Raw genomic sequence first — 16,253 nt, 5'->3', positions numbered from 1 at the left:
CCAAAGGAGTAAAGATACATGGTGCTGGAAAAGATTGAGCATGAAAATGATATAAAAAGGATAAATAAAAACGAACTTCCGATTCTGGCAGAGGAAATCCGCTCTTTTTTGATTGACAAAATATCAAAAACCGGTGGGCACCTTGCCTCCAATCTTGGCGTGGTAGAGCTTACCATGGCACTGCATCTTGCTTTTGATTTACCAGAGGATAAAATTATCTGGGATGTAGGACATCAGTCTTATACCCATAAATTACTGACAGGAAGAAAAGCCGGTTTTGATGAACTGAGAAAATACGGCGGCATGAGCGGATTCCCCAAACGTCATGAAAGTGATTGCGACTGCTTTGATACGGGACACAGTTCGACTTCCATATCCGCAGGATTAGGCTATGCTATGGCAAGGGAGCTTACCGGAGAAAAGTACAAAGTCATCTCTGTTATCGGAGATGGTGCATTGACCGGCGGAATGGCTTATGAGGCATTGAATAATGCATCAAAATTAAAGTCAAATCTGATTATTGTTTTAAATGACAATAAGATGTCTATATCGGAAAATGTCGGCGGTGTATCCAGATATTTAAGCGGACTTCGTACCGCAGAATCTTATCAGGGATTAAAGAATGGTATTACGAATTCCCTGAACAGCATTCCGAAATATGGAGAACGTATTGTTGAGAAAATCCGTAAGACCAAAAATGGAATCAAGCAGCTTGTGATTCCGGGCATGCTCTTTGAAAATATGGGAATCCTTTATTTAGGACCGGTAGATGGCCATAATATTCCTGCCATGGTGAAATTATTCAAAGAAGCCTCTAAGGTGGAAGGACCGGTTCTGGTACATGTGATTACGGAAAAAGGAAAAGGATACCTTCCGGCAGAACGCCATCCGGCACGTTTTCATGGAACGGAAGCCTTTGATGTTGAGACAGGACTGCCTCTTGTGAAACGGGTAAAAGCCAATTATACCGATATTTTTTCTACGGTTATGCGTAAATTGGGCGACCGGGATGAAAAAGTGGTTGCCATTACAGCGGCAATGGCAGATGGAACCGGACTAAAAAGATTCCGGAATATGTTCCCGGAACGTTTCTTTGATGTGGGAATTGCAGAAGAACATGCAGTGACTTTTGCTGCAGGATTGGCAGCAGCCGGTTTAAAACCGATTGTAGCGGTTTATTCTTCTTTCCTGCAAAGAGCATATGACCAGATTCTGCATGATGTCTGTATACAGGAATTGCATGTAGTATTTGCCATTGACCGTGCAGGACTTGTGGGCAGTGATGGAGAGACTCATCAGGGAATCTTTGATTTATCTTATCTTTCCTGTCTGCCGAATATGACAATTTTAGCACCTAAGAATAAGTGGGAATTATCAGATATGATAAAATATGCCGTGGATTTTTCCGGACCGATTGCAGTACGATATCCGAGAGGCGAAGCCTTTGATGAATTAAAGGAATACCGGGCACCGTTAGAATATGGTAAGGCAGAAGTTCTTTATGAAGAAAGTGAAATTTTACTTTTGGCAGTAGGAAGCATGGTAAAGACAGCACTTACCGTAAGGGAACAATTAAAAGAAAAAGGTTATTCCTGCTCTCTTGTCAATGCAAGATTTGTGAAGCCTTTTGATGAAGAGCTGCTTCTTAAACTGCAGAAGAATCATAAGCTTCTGGTTACTCTGGAAGAAAATGTACAATCCGGAGGCTTTGGAGAGCATGTATTGGAATTTATGAATACAAATGGAGATGGTTCCATGGAGGTTTTAAATATTGCAATACCGGATGTGTATGTAGAGCATGGAAATGTAGAACTTCTCCGCAAAGAAACAGGAATTGATGCAGATGGAATTATCGGTAAGATATAGACAGAAAGGCACAGTAAGAACGATGAAAGAAAGATTGGATGTTCTCTTGGTACAAAAAGGGCTGGCAGAATCCAGGGAAAAAGCAAAGACTATGATTATGGAAGGAAATGTCTTTGTGGATGGACAGAGAGAGGATAAAGCAGGAACAAATTTTGATACAGAGGCAGAGATTGAAGTCCGGGGAAATACATTAAAATATGTCAGCCGTGGTGGACTGAAGTTAGAGAAAGCAATGAAGGAATTTGATATTTCTTTAGAGGGAATGGTCTGCATGGATATCGGCGCATCCACCGGCGGATTTACTGACTGTATGTTGCAAAATGGTGCAGTGAAGGTATATTCTGTAGATGTAGGATATGGACAGTTTGCCTGGAAATTAAGAAATGACCCAAGGGTTGTCTGCATGGAGAAAACCAATATCCGTTATGTAACGCCGGAAGATATTGCAGATGTCCTTGATTTTGCATCCGTTGATGTATCTTTTATTTCTCTTACCAAGGTGCTGGTACCGGCAAGGGAGCTGCTGCGGGACGGTGGAAGAATGGTCTGTCTGATTAAGCCGCAGTTTGAAGCCGGAAGGGAAAAAGTAGGAAAAAAAGGTGTTGTCCGTGACCCAAAGGTACATGAGGAAGTCATCCATAAGGTAATTGATTTTGCGTTGGAAAATGGATTTTCTGTTCATAATCTTTCCTATTCACCGATTAAGGGCCCGGAGGGAAATATTGAATATCTGGTATATATTGAGAAAAACAGCGAGAGCAAGAAGGAGGAGACCATTGATGTGGATGCCATCGTAGAGGCGGCACATACATCATTGTCCTAGATATATGAAGCATTTTTTCATAATTGTAAACGCACAAAAAGACAGTGAACTTATTTTTACCAATCAGATTATAGATTACATCAGGCGTAAGGGTGGAACCTGTGATTATTTTGCCAGCTTTGAGGAAGAAAAAGCGGAATCAGTGGAAAAAGAAATTCCAACAGAAACCGAGGCAGTGCTTGTTATTGGTGGAGATGGAACATTAATTCGTGCGGCACGCAATCTGGTAAAGAAAAATATTCCGCTGCTGGGAATTAATTTAGGAAAGCTTGGATATCTGTGTGAGGTAGAAGAGAATACGATATTCCCGGCAATTGATGAATTGATGGCTGACCGTTATACCATAGAGCAGAGAATGCTTTTAGATGGCTATACCGTACAAAGTGGCGGAGAGAAGATTCAGAGGGTTGCGTTAAATGATGTGGTCATCCATCGTACGGGAGCACTTCAGATTGTGAATCTGAATGTTTATGTAAATGGAGAGTATCTCTATAATTTTAAGGCGGATGGAATCATTGTGGCAACACCAACCGGTTCCACCGGTTACAGTATGTCGGCAGGTGGCCCTATTGTGGACCCGAAAGCCAACCTTTTGCTGTTGACACCAATTAATGCACATACGTTGAATTCCAAGAGCATTGTAATCGGACCGGAAGATGAAATTACCATTGAAGTAGGCATGCGGAGAAGCCAGCGGGATGAGCAGGTGGAAGTGAGCTTCGATGGAGATTCTGGAGTGGAACTTAAGGTTGGTGACAAGATTGTAGTGCATAAGGCAGAAGAATCCGTAGGGATTATTCGTTTGAGTAAGATTAGTTTCCTTGAAATTTTGCGGAAAAAGATGCAGAATTATACATAACAGGAGGGACTGTAATGAAGATAGGACGACATGCAAAGATTCTGGAATTAATTCAGAAGAATGAGATAGGCACACAGGAAGAATTATCAGCAAAGTTGGAGCAGGAAGGATATCATGTGACGCAGGCAACGGTTTCACGGGATATCAGAGAGTTAAAACTGACTAAGGTAGCATTGAGCAATGGCCGTCAGAAATATGTAGCTTTATCTGAAAATAAGGAGGACATGACAGAAAAGTATGTCCGTGTATTCCGGGATGGTTTTGTATCTATGGATATGGCACAGAATATTCTTGTGATTAAGACGGTATCCGGAATGGCAATGGCAGTTGCGGCAGCATTGGATGCCATGGATTGCCATGAAATAGTAGGAAGCATTGCTGGAGATGATACAATTATGTGCGCTGTCCGTACCGTAGAGGATACCACAGCGTTAATGGGACGTCTTCGCCGGATTATGGAAGATTAGAACGGAAGACGAGAGAGAGTAGAAGGAGAAAATATGTTAAGAAACCTGCATGTTAAGAACCTGGCACTCATTGATGAGGCGGAAGTCGATTTTGAAAAAGGGTTAAATATCCTGACCGGAGAGACAGGAGCCGGAAAATCAATTATCATTGGTTCCATTAATCTGGCTCTGGGAGAAAAGGTATCCAAAGAGATGTTAAGGGATAATGAGGAGAATGCATTTGTGGAGCTGATTTTTGATGTAGAATCAGATGCTTTAAAGAAAGCACTTTCCGGGCTTGATGTTTATCCGGAGGATGATATGCTGATTTTAAGCAGAAAGATTTCCGGAGGAAGAAGCATCGCCAAAATCAATGGGGAAAGTGTTCCGGCATCAAAGATGAAAGCAGTTTCTGCGTTGCTGATTGATATTCATGGACAGCATGAACACCAGTCGCTGCTTAAGAAACAGAAGCATTTAGAAATCCTTGATGATTATGCAAGAAATGAACTGTCGGACATCAAAAGTGAGTTGAAAGAAACTTATAAAAAGTACCGTGAAGTTACGAAAGAGTTAGAAGAAGCTTCTCTGGATGAAGAGAGCCGGATGCGGGAATTATCTCTTTTAGAATATGAAATCCATGAAATTGAAGAAGCTGCATTAACAGCTGGCGAAGATGAAGTTTTAGAAACAAAATACCGGAAGCTTCTGAACGGAAAGAAAATTATGGAAGCAATTCATGCAGCCCATGGATTACTCAGCATGGAAGACGGCAGTGCATCGGAGCTGACCGGAAGAGCTCATAGAGAATTGTCATCTGTGGCAGATTATGATGATGCAATTCGTGGGATGGCAGATGAACTTTTGGAAATTGATAATCTTTTGAATGATTTGAACCGGGAAATTGCAGACTATATGGATGAGGCTGAATTTGATGATGAGACTTTTGCCGGAACAGAACAGCGTCTGGATGAAATCAATCATCTGAAGGCAAAATACGGTCATACGATAGATGAAATTTTAGCATCTTTAGAGGAAAAGCAGGAAAAGGCAGAAAAATTACAAAACTTTGATACATATCATAAGAAGCTGCTGCAACAGGAAAATGCATTAAAAGAAATATTGCAGAAGCAGTCTGAAAAAGCATCTGTAATCCGCAAAAAATATGCAAAGGAGCTGGCTGAGAAAATCAGGGAGCAGTTAGTAGATTTGAACTTCTTAGATGTTCGTTTTGAAATGAAATTTGAACAGAAAGAGACTTTTGGAGCAGATGGCTTTGATGAAGTGGAATTTGTCATTGCAACCAACCCGGGAGAGCCATTAAAACCACTTGGCAGCGTAGCATCCGGTGGAGAATTATCAAGAATTATGCTGGCATTAAAAACAGTGCTTGCTAAAAATGATGAAATAGAAACCTTGATTTTTGACGAAATTGATACAGGAATCAGCGGAAGGACGGCGCAGATGGTATCTGAAAAAATGCATATGATTGCAGAACATCATCAGGTAATCTGCATCACACATCTGCCGCAGATTGCTGCAATGGCAGATGCCCATTTCAGTATTGAAAAATCCGTAGAAAATGAGACAACCATTTCTACCATACGAAGACTCACCGAGGATGAGCAGGTAACGGAATTAGCAAGAATGCTTGGTGGAGTGAAGATTACAGACACCGTATTGGAAAGTGCAAGAGAAATGCTTAACCTGGCACAAAATGCTAAAAAATAAACGATTGAATCAAACAATAATACACATAATAAAAACAGGATATTCAATGAATATCCTGTTTTTATTTTACGCGGGAAAGCTGTAAAGAGAGTTTCCTGTAGTTATTATGCCTGTAGTGAGGAAAATATAATGCGGATGAGATTAATAAGAAAAAGCATAAAAAATATATGGCAGATTATAGTGATTGTCTGGCTGGTATTTGCTTACCAGCTTATGTTAAATATGGTTCCGGATGAAGTAAAACTTATCGATGGTGATTTAAGTAAACTGGACATTTCCATGCCGGTGACCTTCGAATGCCGGGATTCCGGAAAGAGATTTATCGATACATCTGTAATGGAAAATCAGCAGCTGCAAAGCAGCATGGACAAGGCCGGTGACGAAAGAAATGAAATAGATATGGTTTCAGATACGGTTGTTTTACGAGCGAAGCTCTTTGGAATTATTCCCATAAAGGATGTGCAGGCAGATATTGTAGCGGAGCAGGAGGTCTATGCCAGCGGGGAAAATATTGGTATTTATGTGCAGACGGATGGCATCTTTGTCATTGGAACGGGAAATTTTGAAGGGATGGATGGAGTACTGTATGCACCGGCACAGAATGTTTTAAAGAGTGGAGATTATATCTGTGCAGTAGATGGTGTAGAACTTGAAAATAAGGAGGCGTTAATGGATGCTGTGGATAAATGTGAAGGAAAATCTTTAGTGCTTCGGATACGTCGAAATGGAGAAACATTAGAATTATATATACAGCCGAAATTGTCAAAAGAAGAAACGTATAAATTAGGAGTCTGGGTAAGGGATGATCTGGCAGGAATCGGAACACTTACCTATATCAGCCAGGATGGAAACTATGGGGCACTGGGACATGCGGTAACAGACATGGATACCGGAAGTATGCTGGAAGTGGGGACGGGAAAACTTTATAACAGCAGACTGGTGGGAATCGTAAAAGGAGAATCCGGTAAACCGGGTGAATTATCAGGAGTCATTAATTATGAAGAAAAATATTGTATGGGAGATATTGAGGAGAACTGCGAACGAGGAATCTATGGAACATTACATGAAAAAAATAATTTGCTGGAACATGCCGTAGCTTATCCGGTTGGTTATAAGCAGGATATTGAACCTGGAGAAGCAGAAATTATCAGTGATATCGACGGAACGATAGCGCATTATAAGATAAGAATTACGGAAGTTAATTATCGGAAGAATAAGGAGAACAAAAGTATTTTATTTGAAGTAGAGGATGCGGCACTGTTAGAGAGCACCGGAGGTATTGTACAGGGAATGAGCGGCAGCCCGATGATCCAGAACGGAAGGCTGATAGGTGCAGTTACCCATGTGTTCGTCGATGATGCAAAGAAGGGGTATGGTATTTTTATTGAGGATATGTTAGAGATGGGGAAAACGTCGAATCCATAAGAAAAAACAGTTTATAATTTAACGACATGTTTCGACATAATTTATGTCAGGATATAATTATGATACAAAATGTATAAGGGGAAGAAGGCAGCCGTTGTCTCCCAGACGACATTGATGTCGAAATAAGATGAACGCTTTAGCTTGAAACGACAGAAAAGTTGTGTTTAAATACAAGTAGTTTCATCTTTGTACAAAAGAGTGGAAACGGCAGGAGGTTTGAAATGGAAAAATTAAATGTAGCAATTGCAGATGATAACGAGAGAATGGTACAGCTTTTAGATGAAATCGTAGCCAGCGATAAGGATTTGCAGGTGGTTGGTACGGCAAAGAACGGGGTCGAAGCATATGAGATTATCAAACATAAACAGCCGGATGTTGTTTTATTGGATATAGTTATGCCAAAACTTGACGGACTTGCACTGTTAGAAAAAGTAAAAAAAGATAAATCCATAAGAAAATGTCCTAGTTTTATTATTATCAGTGCGGTAGGACAGGACCGGATTACAGAAGATGCATTTAATCTGGGGGCGGATTATTACATTATGAAGCCCTTCGATAATGATATGATTATCAATCGGATAAAAAGTACAAGAGTGCTCCGGGGAATGAATGCTGCGGAATCAAAAAAAGTCGGAGCATATGAGAAAAAGCCTTCGGCAAAACCGGAGGATCTGGAAAGTAAAGTGACAAATATTATACATGAAATAGGAGTTCCGGCACATATCAAAGGATATCAGTATTTGCGTGAAGCAATTATTATGTCGGTAAATGATATTGAAATGCTTAATTCCATTACAAAAATACTTTATCCGACAATCGCAAAAAAATATCAGACAACAGCCAGCCGCGTAGAACGTGCTATCCGCCACGCAATAGAGGTGGCATGGAGCCGTGGCAAAATGGACACGATTGATGAGCTGTTTGGGTATACGATAAACAATGGAAAAGGTAAACCGACGAATTCAGAATTTATAGCACTGATTGCAGACAGAATCCGCCTGGAATATAAAGCGTATTAAAAGGGTGGTTTCTACAAAACGGCAGCAAAATATAGTATCTGAATCAGACAGTTTAGGTATTTTCTGCTCCCCCATAACGTGGTATAATAGACGCATAAGAAAAACAAGCGGCTGCAGAGCAGACATTTGTTTTTCTTGCGGCGTTAACGAGCAAATATTCTGCGAAGCAGAATGAAGAGCACGTTAGTGCGTATTTGCGAGTGTGAGCGTAAATAGGGCGAATGCCCGTACATCGAGAAAGCTGTAGGCTTTCGAAGATGCACTGCGAAAGAAAGCGCAGCGGATTTGCGAGTGTGAGCGTAGATAGGGCGAATGCCCGTACATCGAGAAAGCCGTAGGCTTTCGAAGATGCGCAGCGTATTTGTAAAAAGGGTATCAGATTTGGGGGTAACAGAAATGAAGCGGGTATTATTTGTTACATCAGAGGCAGTTCCATTTATCAAAACAGGCGGTCTTGCAGACGTTGCAGGTTCACTGCCAAAATATTTTTCAAAAAATGAATATGAAGTCAGCGTCATGCTGCCGAAGTATATGTGTATCCGTGAGGATATGCGTAAGAAAATGCATCATATATTGCATTTTTATGTAGATCTGGGCTGGCGAAAACAATATGTAGGAATACTGGAGGCAAAGGAAGATGGAATCCAGTATTATTTTATTGATAATGAATTCTATTTTGCGGGAGACAGACCATATAATAATATTTACGAAGATGTAGAAAAATTTGCATTTTTCTCAAAGGCAGTATTAGAAGCATTGCCGCATATGAATTACCAGCCGGATATTATTCATTGCCATGACTGGCAGACGGGACTGGTTCCGGTATATCTGGAGAATATCTATAAGAAAAATGTATTTTACCAGAATATGAAAACGGTATTTACGATACACAATCTACAGTTCCAGGGGCGCTGGAATCTAAAGGCAGTAAAAGATATTACCGGATTGCCGGATGCTCTTTTTACACCGGATAAATTAGAATCCTATGGAGAGGGCAATTATCTGAAGGGTGGTATTGTATATGCAGATGCTATAACAACGGTAAGTCCTACATATGCTTATGAGATAACAACTCCGGATGGTGGCGAAGGCTTGGATGGTCTCATTCGCAGTAACAGCTATAAATTAAGCGGTATTATTAATGGAATCGATTATAATGAATATAATCCGAAAGCGGATCCAAAGATTGCTTATTTATATGATGCCAATGATTTAGAAGAGGGCAAGCGGAAAAATAAGCAGGCACTTTTAAAGGATATGAATCTTCCGTATTCGGATGATGTGATGTTAGTTGGAATTGTTTCAGAATGACAGAGCAGAAGGGATTTGCACTGGTAGATTATATGATGGATGAACTGCTTTCTTCCGGTAAATTTGAGATTGTTGCCTTAGGAACCGGAGAGGAACGTTATGAGAATATGTTCCGTTATTATGAGAGCAGGTATCCGGACAGACTGAAGGCAAATATTATGTATTCCGAAGAAGCAGCACATAGAATTTATGCAGCATCAGATGCTTTTTTGATGCCATCTTTATTTGAACCCTGTGGTCTGAGCCAGTTGATGTGCCTTCGTTATGGAACAGTACCGGTGGTTCGCGAGACCGGTGGCTTAAAGGATACCGTAGAGCCATATAATGAGTATCAGCATACCGGAACAGGTTTTACTTTTTCCAATTATAATGCTCATGAAATGCGTGACAGTCTTCTTTATGCATATCAGGTATTCCATGAGAACCGGACCGGGTGGCTGGATATCGCAAGACGTGGCATGGAGCAGAATTTCTCCTGGTCCAGTTCTGCAAAGGAATATGAAAAATTATATGCTAGATTGTAGTCCTTTCTTCTGGCATAGAAGTAAGAAGCTTTTCAGAGTGGGAATAGAAATAAGCGTGATCGGATAAGATTTCTTCTTCCTCAACCTGAGTGGAATTTACTTCATGAATCATAGCATTTAAATCCTGTATACAGGTTCCGGGCAGAACAGGAAGAATCAGAAATTCATGAATGCTGCTTGGAATCAGATAAAAATCACATGTGAGCTTATCTGCAATGGAATCTAAAAGATTTGGATAGAGAATGCAGGAAGCACCATAGAGTCTGGCTTTATTGGTTAATACATAAAGCGGTGTTTCGGATTCTTCTTCCATGCTATCTGCAGGAAAGGGCATTGGCATAAGCTTATTGAGTAATGGCATTAATGGTTCAAAATCAGCAGGAAGCTGTGCCGGCGTATTCTCTAAGGCATAAGAATATAACGCATCTGCGGAGACGTTCCAGTAGGAAAGATGAGTGGAACGAATCAGAATAGTGGCGTTTCCCTGACTTGAGCTAGATAAAAGACAATAGAAAACAACTGCAAAATCAAGATAACGAAAATGAGGAATTTCTTTGAGGAGTTCCTCATTTTTCTGATAGTGAATCAGTTTAAAAAGGATGCGGTGCCGTACATTTTCAAAATTAGTAAAGAATGCTACATCGACAGAGCTGCTTGGACGGTAAGCCCGGTAAATTTCCCGGATATGTAAAATAATGTTATGTATGCTTTTTCCTGCCTGATATTCTTTGTAATAATCATTGAGATAAATAGTGGGAGAAATGTTGCAGCCCTTTTGCAGAATAGTGAGTCCATCCAAAGTAACGCCATTATTTTTTTGGATTTTATGCAGCTGAATCGTAACATCTGTATCAAACAGAGAATGAATTTGTAACTGGATTTCAGTAAGAAATTGTTGATATGTCATAAAGACCTCCTGGTTAGAAATGGTAAAAATGAATAAATAGAAAAGAAAGTCCATGGATTATTCCAATGGACTTTCAATATATCATCTTGTGTCTTGAATAACAAGAAAACGTAATATGAAATTTTTCTAAAAAATTTCTAATCTTTTAGAGACCAGAATATTTTAGTAAGATTTTAATTTCTTCCAGAGATAGTCATAAGTTTCTGTAGCCGGGACATCAAGACTGTTAAAAATTTCACAGTTTTCTAAAGTTTCCTGATCAGAAAAAATAGTAGTACTTTCCTGAACCTCTTCATCCAGTTCGTCATAAACAGCGGTGTTTGGTGTAGCATACCAGACATAGTCAAAGTTTTCCATACCGATATCTTCACGACAGAGATAATTTAAAAACTGTTCTGCAGCATCCTTATGCTGGCAGGTTTTGGGAATGAACCAGGAGTCCATCCACATATTGGAACCTTCTTTCGGAACCACATAATCAAGATCATCATTATAATCCTGTGCATAGGCAGCCTCTCCGGAATAAATAAGAGCCATGGCAGCATTTCCGGCAATCATTTCATCGGCAGAAGAATCTACCAGATAGGAGTAGACTAAATCTTTCTGGTCACAAAGCATGGAAAGTGCTTCGTTTAATTCATCTTCATCCGTAGTATTGATGGAATAGTCCAAAAGCCGGAGTGCAGGAACGAAGGTATCGCGGACGGAATTTTCCATGATAATCTGTCCCTTATATTTCGGATTCCAGAGAACATTCCAGCTGTCCATATCAGCTTCATCTACCATGGTTTTATTGTAGAGAATACCAAGTGTGCCGAAGAAATAAGGCAGTGTGTATTTTGTTTCCGGGTCAAAGGCCTTGGAAAATTCCACATAGGTCGGGTCGATGTTTTCGTAAAGTGGAATATTATCATAATCCATTTCTAAGACTTCACCTTCATTGATAAGCTTCTGGATCATATAGTCGGAGGTACAGATTAAATCGTATTTGATGGAACCCGCCTTATATTTGGTATACATTTCCTCCGGACTTTCATATTCTTCGTATTTGATGGTAATACCGGTTTCTTTTTCAAATTGCTGGATAACATCCGGCTCTATATATTTTCCATAATTTAAAATAACAAGTGCATTTTCATCCTCTTTCTGTCCACAGCCGGAAAGAGTAAGGAGACCAGCAATAAGCATAAATGAAAATAAGAATTTCTTCATTTCTTAAGACCTTCCTTTCGCATCCTTGACACTGCGGTAATTCATAATCAGAAGAAGTACCAGTGCAAGGAAGAATAAAATCGTAGACAGTGCATACATCTCAGGAATAATACCTTTACGCAGCTGGGTATAAATCATGGTGGACAATGTATTGACACCGGCACCCTTGGTAAAATAGGTGATGGAAAAATCGTCTAGGGACATTGTCACAGCCATCAGAAAACCGGAGAATACACCAGGCTTGATATCCGGCCATACAATTTTGAAAAATGCATAAAGTGGTGTTGCACCTAAGTCTCTGGCAGCCTCATAGGTATGGGAGGAGGTGTTGGAAAGCTTAGGCAGTACATTTAAAATGACATATGGAATGTCAAAGGTAATATGTGCAATCAATACGGTTGATGTTCCAAGCTCTGTAAAGCGGACAAAAAGCAGCATCAGGGAGATACCGGTAACAATATCTGCATTCAGAAGTGGAATGTTAGTTGCACCAAGCATAATCTGACGGTTCCTTTTCCGCATGGCACTGATTCCGATTGCTGCCATGGTTCCGATTATTGTAGCAATCACAGAAGATGCAACGGTAATCAGAATCGTGGTATAAAAGGCATTCATAATAGTCGGGTCAGAAACAAGATTGCGGTACCATTCTGTCGTAAATCCACCCCATTTTACACGGGAGAGTGAGTTGTTGAAGGAAAGTACAATCAGAACTCCAATCGGAAGATACAGAAACAGGAAAATAATTGCAAGATAAATTCTTGATAAACTTTTCTTTACCATACTGCATGCCCTCCTGATTCACCGGCACGATTCATAAATGCCATACTGATTAAAACAAAAATCATAAGTACAATGGAAAGTCCGGAACCTAAATTCCAGTAGGAACCCTGCATGAAGGACTGCTCAATAACATTTCCAATGAGAAGTACTTTACCTCCACCTAAAAGGTCTGAAATAACAAAGGAGGTAAGTGCCGGCACGAATACCATAATAATTCCGCTGACAATTCCAGGCAAAGTAAGCGGCAGAATGATACGGAAGAAGGTGATAAAACTGTTGGCACCTAAATCCCTTGCCGCATCTATGGTTTCTTTGCGGATACGTACTATGGAATTGTAAATCGGCATAATCATAAATGGAAGAAAATCATAAATCATGCCAAATACAACGGCTCCCTGTGTATTTAACATATGAAGCTTCGGGATGCCAAAAATGGAAAGGAATCCATTGATAATTCCATTGTTGGAAAGCAACATCTGCCATGCTAAAATACGCAGCATAAAATTCATCCACATTGGCAGGACGAAGATAAATACCACAAAGCTCTGATGCTTGATATGAAGACTATTTAATATCATGGCAAGCGGGTAGGAGAGCAGGAGACAGACAACCGTACATAAGATACCAAGCTTCAAGGAAAGCAGGAGTGCTTTTATATGTACCGGGTCTGCAATTGCAGCAATATTTGCCCAGGTAAAACCACCGTCACTGTTGGTGAATGCGTAATATAATATCATCAGAATTGGAAGTACAGTAAATCCAATAATCCAGACCAGATAAGGTCCGGCTAAAAGTCTTTTTCTGGCATTATGCATCGAGTTCCACCGCCTTTTCGTCACTGGATTCCGGTTTATGCATAATCTGGATATTGAAAGGAATTACCTTCATTCCCACATGGCTTCCGGTTTCAAAATATTTGGTGGTATGAACAAGCCATTCATAGCCGCCAGCCATAATTTCGATTTCATAGTGGACACCCTTGAAGATAACAGAAGTAATATCACCATCCATAAAACCGGTGCCGGCTTCTACAATCTCAATATCTTCCGGGCGGATGACTACGTCTACCGGTTTATTATTACCAAAACCGGTGTCGACACATTCGTGCTTGATGCCTAAGAAGCTGACTAATTTATCCTCAATCATGATACCGTCAATGATATTGCTGTCTCCGATAAAGTCGGCAACGAATGCATTTTCCGGCTCATTATAAATATCTTCCGGAGTACCAATCTGCTGGATATAGCCCTGATTCATGACAGCAATGGTGTCTGACATGGTAAGGGCTTCTTCCTGGTCGTGGGTAACATAGATAAAAGTAATGCCAAGTTCATTTTTCAGACGAATCAGTTCGTACTGCATGTCCTGACGCATTTTTAAATCCAGTGCACCCAAAGGCTCGTCTAAAAGGAGCACCTTTGGTTCATTTACAATGGCACGGGCAATGGCAATACGTTGCTGCTGGCCACCGCTTAAGGAATCAATGCTGCGGTTTTCATAACCGTCTAAGTTTACAAGCTTTAAGGCATATTTGATTTTATCCTGAATATAAGCCTTGCTTTTCTTGCTGATTTTTAACCCAAAAGCAATATTTTCTGCAATGCTCATATGGGTAAAAAGTGCGTATTTCTGGAATACGGTATTTAATTTACGCTCATTTGGCGGAAGAGAAGTAATATCTTTTCCATCAAAAATAATACGTCCGGTGTCCGGTGTCTCAAAACCACCGATAAGACGCAGGGTAGTAGTCTTTCCACAGCCGGAAGGTCCCAGCAGTGTTAAGAATTCGTTTTCCTTTACATAAAGATTTAAGTCATCCAAAATCATATTTCCGTCATAAGTTTTGGTAATATTTTCTAATTGTATTAATTTCTTGCCCATCATAACCTCCTAAAAACTTGGCGGGTTTGTAACCCAGATAAGAACGGCATCTTTCCTGCCGGTATTTTCGATATGGTGCTTTTTATTGGACTTAAGATAAAAAGACTCCCCCTGTCTTGCAGTATAAGTACGGGTACCATATATGATTTTAATGGAGCCCTTAAGTACATAGCCGAATTCTTCTCCCTCATGTGGAAGATAGATGTCTGATGTGCCGCCGGGCTTCAGCGTCAGTCGTACCGGTTCCATCATATCTTTCTGGGCACCGGGAACCATCCATTCGATTAAGCTCCTGTGTTCCGCATCTTCTTTTTCAAAATAATCTTCATTTTTAAAGACAAGCTGTGCAGGTTCATCATCTGCAAAAAATTCTGCCGGCGTAGTGCCGAGACACTGGATAATATCTAAAAGTGTACCCACGGAAGGAGATGTAAGATTACGCTCTAACTGGGAGATAAATCCTTTGGATAATTCCAGACGGTCAGCCAGTTCCTGCTGGGTGAGACCGTAGAGAATCCGCAGCTCCTTGATTTTATTTCCAATATCCATTTTGTACTTCCTTTCCATGAAAAGTGATTTTACATAGTTTTTACAAAATGAAGCTAATAATGTATTTGAAGTTTAATAATAATAAACTCACTAAGGAGTATTATGAGAAATTGAAAGAGAAATGTCAATACTATTTTTAGATTATTTTTAGACAACAAAAAAAGCTCCCGAGGGGACTCGAACCCCTGACCTACGCATTACGAATGCGCCGCTCTACCAACTGAGCCACGGAAGCAGAATAATCTGGTTATATGCGAAATAAAATATTTTCCTCAGACAACCCTTTATTTATTAAAATCATACTATAATATTATATATAGAAAAAAATAAATTTGCAATGTTTTTTTGAAAAAAGTTGTTCTTTCAAAGGTTACTTGGTATAATGGGCGTAGATGTGTAAGAACCGGAGAAAGATGAACCGGCTTATGAAAAGGGAAATCATTACAAGGAGGAAGTTTTTTTCATGGAAGTGAAGGAATTTGTTTCAGGGGGAAAGAAAACTGAGGACAGTAAGAAGAATATGAAGAAGAAAATCAACAGCGCAAAGAAAAATTATGCAAAGAAGAACAGTCAGTTTACGATTGCAGAATTAAAGGAAAACAGCGCGCTGATTATGTTATGTGTATTTGTGGTTTTTGCCGTATTGGAAATTGTGCTGGGTATACTGGTATGGAAGATACCGGTAGTGAGCGTATGTATTGTAGTGTTGATTGAAGCGGGACTTGCTGCATGTCTGCATAACCTTCCTGTCTGGCTGCATGGAATTGTTGCAGCAGCAGAGATTGTCGTTGGAATAATTTCCGGTAAAGTAATATTTATGCTGATTGGAATTTTATGCTATGGGGCAGCTTTGTTTGCATTGAAATTCCAGAAGGAAAATAATCCGCTTTCTATATTAAAATAAGAAGAAATCATAC

14 protein-coding genes, 1 tRNA gene and 1 pseudogene are annotated in these 16,253 nt (G+C 40.1%); 9 read left to right on the top strand and 7 right to left on the bottom strand.

Translation table 11 applies throughout. From position 1 onward, the window contains the following. Positions 1–18 precede the first annotated feature (18 nt). The 8 genes and pseudogenes from dxs to glgA all read left to right on the top strand — a co-directional run bounded on the left by dxs (position 19) and on the right by glgA (position 10,004). Positions 19–1,866 carry a 1-deoxy-D-xylulose-5-phosphate synthase gene (gene dxs / locus DW059_RS09195; RefSeq protein WP_117698579.1) on the top strand — a complete coding sequence of 616 codons (1,848 nt, stop codon included), beginning with the start codon at positions 19–21 and terminating at the stop codon, positions 1,864–1,866. A 22-nt stretch (positions 1,867–1,888) separates the two neighbouring features. Continuing rightward, positions 1,889–2,689, top strand: a complete 801-nt coding sequence (locus DW059_RS09190; protein WP_022243227.1) for a TlyA family RNA methyltransferase — start codon at positions 1,889–1,891, stop codon at positions 2,687–2,689. Positions 2,690–2,693: 4 nt separating this feature from the next. Continuing rightward, positions 2,694–3,548 carry an NAD(+)/NADH kinase gene (locus DW059_RS09185; RefSeq protein ID WP_117698578.1) on the top strand — a complete coding sequence of 285 codons (855 nt, stop codon included), beginning with the start codon at positions 2,694–2,696 and terminating at the stop codon, positions 3,546–3,548. A gap of 14 nt (positions 3,549–3,562) precedes the next feature. Then, on the top strand, positions 3,563–4,015 hold the full coding sequence (gene argR, locus DW059_RS09180; protein ID WP_022243225.1) for an arginine repressor: 453 nt from the start codon (positions 3,563–3,565) through the stop codon (positions 4,013–4,015). A 33-nt stretch (positions 4,016–4,048) separates the two neighbouring features. Then, a complete protein-coding gene (gene recN, locus DW059_RS09175) occupies positions 4,049–5,725 on the top strand; it encodes a DNA repair protein RecN (protein WP_117698577.1) in 1,677 nt (558 codons plus the stop codon). Between the two features lie 135 nt (positions 5,726–5,860). Then, positions 5,861–7,150, top strand: coding sequence for a SpoIVB peptidase (gene spoIVB, locus DW059_RS09170; protein ID WP_158552093.1), 1,290 nt, complete (start codon positions 5,861–5,863; stop codon positions 7,148–7,150). A gap of 221 nt (positions 7,151–7,371) precedes the next feature. Then, positions 7,372–8,169: a sporulation transcription factor Spo0A gene (gene spo0A, locus DW059_RS09165; protein ID WP_117698575.1), complete on the top strand. Its 798-nt coding sequence runs from the start codon at positions 7,372–7,374 to the stop codon at positions 8,167–8,169. A 396-nt stretch (positions 8,170–8,565) separates the two neighbouring features. Next, a pseudogene (gene glgA / locus DW059_RS17620) lies at positions 8,566–10,004 on the top strand (glycogen synthase GlgA). Here the strand turns inward: glgA and DW059_RS09155 are convergent. From DW059_RS09155 to DW059_RS09125, 7 genes are all read right to left on the bottom strand, one after another. Beyond that, positions 9,994–10,911 (bottom strand): DUF5688 family protein, encoded by a 918-nt coding sequence (locus tag DW059_RS09155; RefSeq protein WP_117698574.1) that lies wholly within the window; start codon positions 10,909–10,911, stop codon positions 9,994–9,996. The pseudogene glgA and the gene DW059_RS09155 overlap by 11 nt on opposite strands. Positions 10,912–11,073: 162 nt before the next feature. Beyond that, positions 11,074–12,123, bottom strand: a complete 1,050-nt coding sequence (locus DW059_RS09150) for an ABC transporter substrate-binding protein (RefSeq protein WP_022243219.1) — start codon at positions 12,121–12,123, stop codon at positions 11,074–11,076. A gap of 3 nt (positions 12,124–12,126) precedes the next feature. Then, a complete protein-coding gene (locus DW059_RS09145) occupies positions 12,127–12,906 on the bottom strand; it encodes an ABC transporter permease (RefSeq protein WP_117698573.1) in 780 nt (259 codons plus the stop codon). Beyond that, entirely contained in the window at positions 12,900–13,721 is an 822-nt protein-coding gene (locus DW059_RS09140; protein WP_117698572.1) for an ABC transporter permease, read from the bottom strand. Before DW059_RS09140 ends, DW059_RS09145 begins: the two co-directional genes overlap by 7 nt. After that, a complete protein-coding gene (potA, locus tag DW059_RS09135) occupies positions 13,714–14,787 on the bottom strand; it encodes a spermidine/putrescine ABC transporter ATP-binding protein (RefSeq protein ID WP_117698571.1) in 1,074 nt (357 codons plus the stop codon). Before potA ends, DW059_RS09140 begins: the two co-directional genes overlap by 8 nt. A 9-nt stretch (positions 14,788–14,796) precedes the next feature. Further along, positions 14,797–15,336, bottom strand: a complete 540-nt coding sequence (locus DW059_RS09130) for a helix-turn-helix domain-containing protein (RefSeq protein WP_022243215.1) — start codon at positions 15,334–15,336, stop codon at positions 14,797–14,799. Between the two features lie 162 nt (positions 15,337–15,498). Next, positions 15,499–15,571, bottom strand: a tRNA-Thr gene (locus DW059_RS09125). A 228-nt stretch (positions 15,572–15,799) separates the two neighbouring features. On the opposite strand from DW059_RS09125, the gene DW059_RS09120 reads away from it, so the two are divergent. Further along, a complete protein-coding gene (locus DW059_RS09120; RefSeq protein ID WP_117698570.1) occupies positions 15,800–16,240 on the top strand; it encodes a hypothetical protein in 441 nt (146 codons plus the stop codon). The last annotated feature ends 13 nt before the right edge of the window (positions 16,241–16,253 follow it).

Origin of the sequence: Roseburia sp. AF42-8, assembly GCF_003435965.1 — a bacterium.
In the GTDB taxonomy this organism is placed as follows: Bacteria; Bacillota; Clostridia; order Lachnospirales; family Lachnospiraceae; genus Roseburia_C; species Roseburia_C amylophila.
This window is presented reverse-complemented; position numbering and strand designations above follow the sequence as displayed.

Excerpts from the sequence above, each read along its gene's own strand:
- dxs (WP_117698579.1), top strand. The coding sequence starts at position 19 with ATGGTGCTGGAAAAGATTGAGCATGAAAATGATATAAAAAGGATAAAT.
- DW059_RS09190 (WP_022243227.1), top strand. The coding sequence starts at position 1,889 with ATGAAAGAAAGATTGGATGTTCTCTTGGTACAAAAAGGGCTGGCAGAA.
- DW059_RS09185 (WP_117698578.1), top strand. The coding sequence starts at position 2,694 with ATGAAGCATTTTTTCATAATTGTAAACGCACAAAAAGACAGTGAACTT.
- argR (WP_022243225.1), top strand. The coding sequence starts at position 3,563 with ATGAAGATAGGACGACATGCAAAGATTCTGGAATTAATTCAGAAGAAT.
- recN (WP_117698577.1), top strand. The coding sequence starts at position 4,049 with ATGTTAAGAAACCTGCATGTTAAGAACCTGGCACTCATTGATGAGGCG.
- spoIVB (WP_158552093.1), top strand. The coding sequence starts at position 5,861 with ATGAGATTAATAAGAAAAAGCATAAAAAATATATGGCAGATTATAGTG.
- spo0A (WP_117698575.1), top strand. The coding sequence starts at position 7,372 with ATGGAAAAATTAAATGTAGCAATTGCAGATGATAACGAGAGAATGGTA.
- DW059_RS09155 (WP_117698574.1), bottom strand. The coding sequence starts at position 10,911 with ATGACATATCAACAATTTCTTACTGAAATCCAGTTACAAATTCATTCT.
- DW059_RS09150 (WP_022243219.1), bottom strand. The coding sequence starts at position 12,123 with ATGAAGAAATTCTTATTTTCATTTATGCTTATTGCTGGTCTCCTTACT.
- DW059_RS09145 (WP_117698573.1), bottom strand. The coding sequence starts at position 12,906 with ATGGTAAAGAAAAGTTTATCAAGAATTTATCTTGCAATTATTTTCCTG.
- DW059_RS09140 (WP_117698572.1), bottom strand. The coding sequence starts at position 13,721 with ATGCATAATGCCAGAAAAAGACTTTTAGCCGGACCTTATCTGGTCTGG.
- potA (WP_117698571.1), bottom strand. The coding sequence starts at position 14,787 with ATGGGCAAGAAATTAATACAATTAGAAAATATTACCAAAACTTATGAC.
- DW059_RS09130 (WP_022243215.1), bottom strand. The coding sequence starts at position 15,336 with ATGGATATTGGAAATAAAATCAAGGAGCTGCGGATTCTCTACGGTCTC.
- DW059_RS09120 (WP_117698570.1), top strand. The coding sequence starts at position 15,800 with ATGGAAGTGAAGGAATTTGTTTCAGGGGGAAAGAAAACTGAGGACAGT.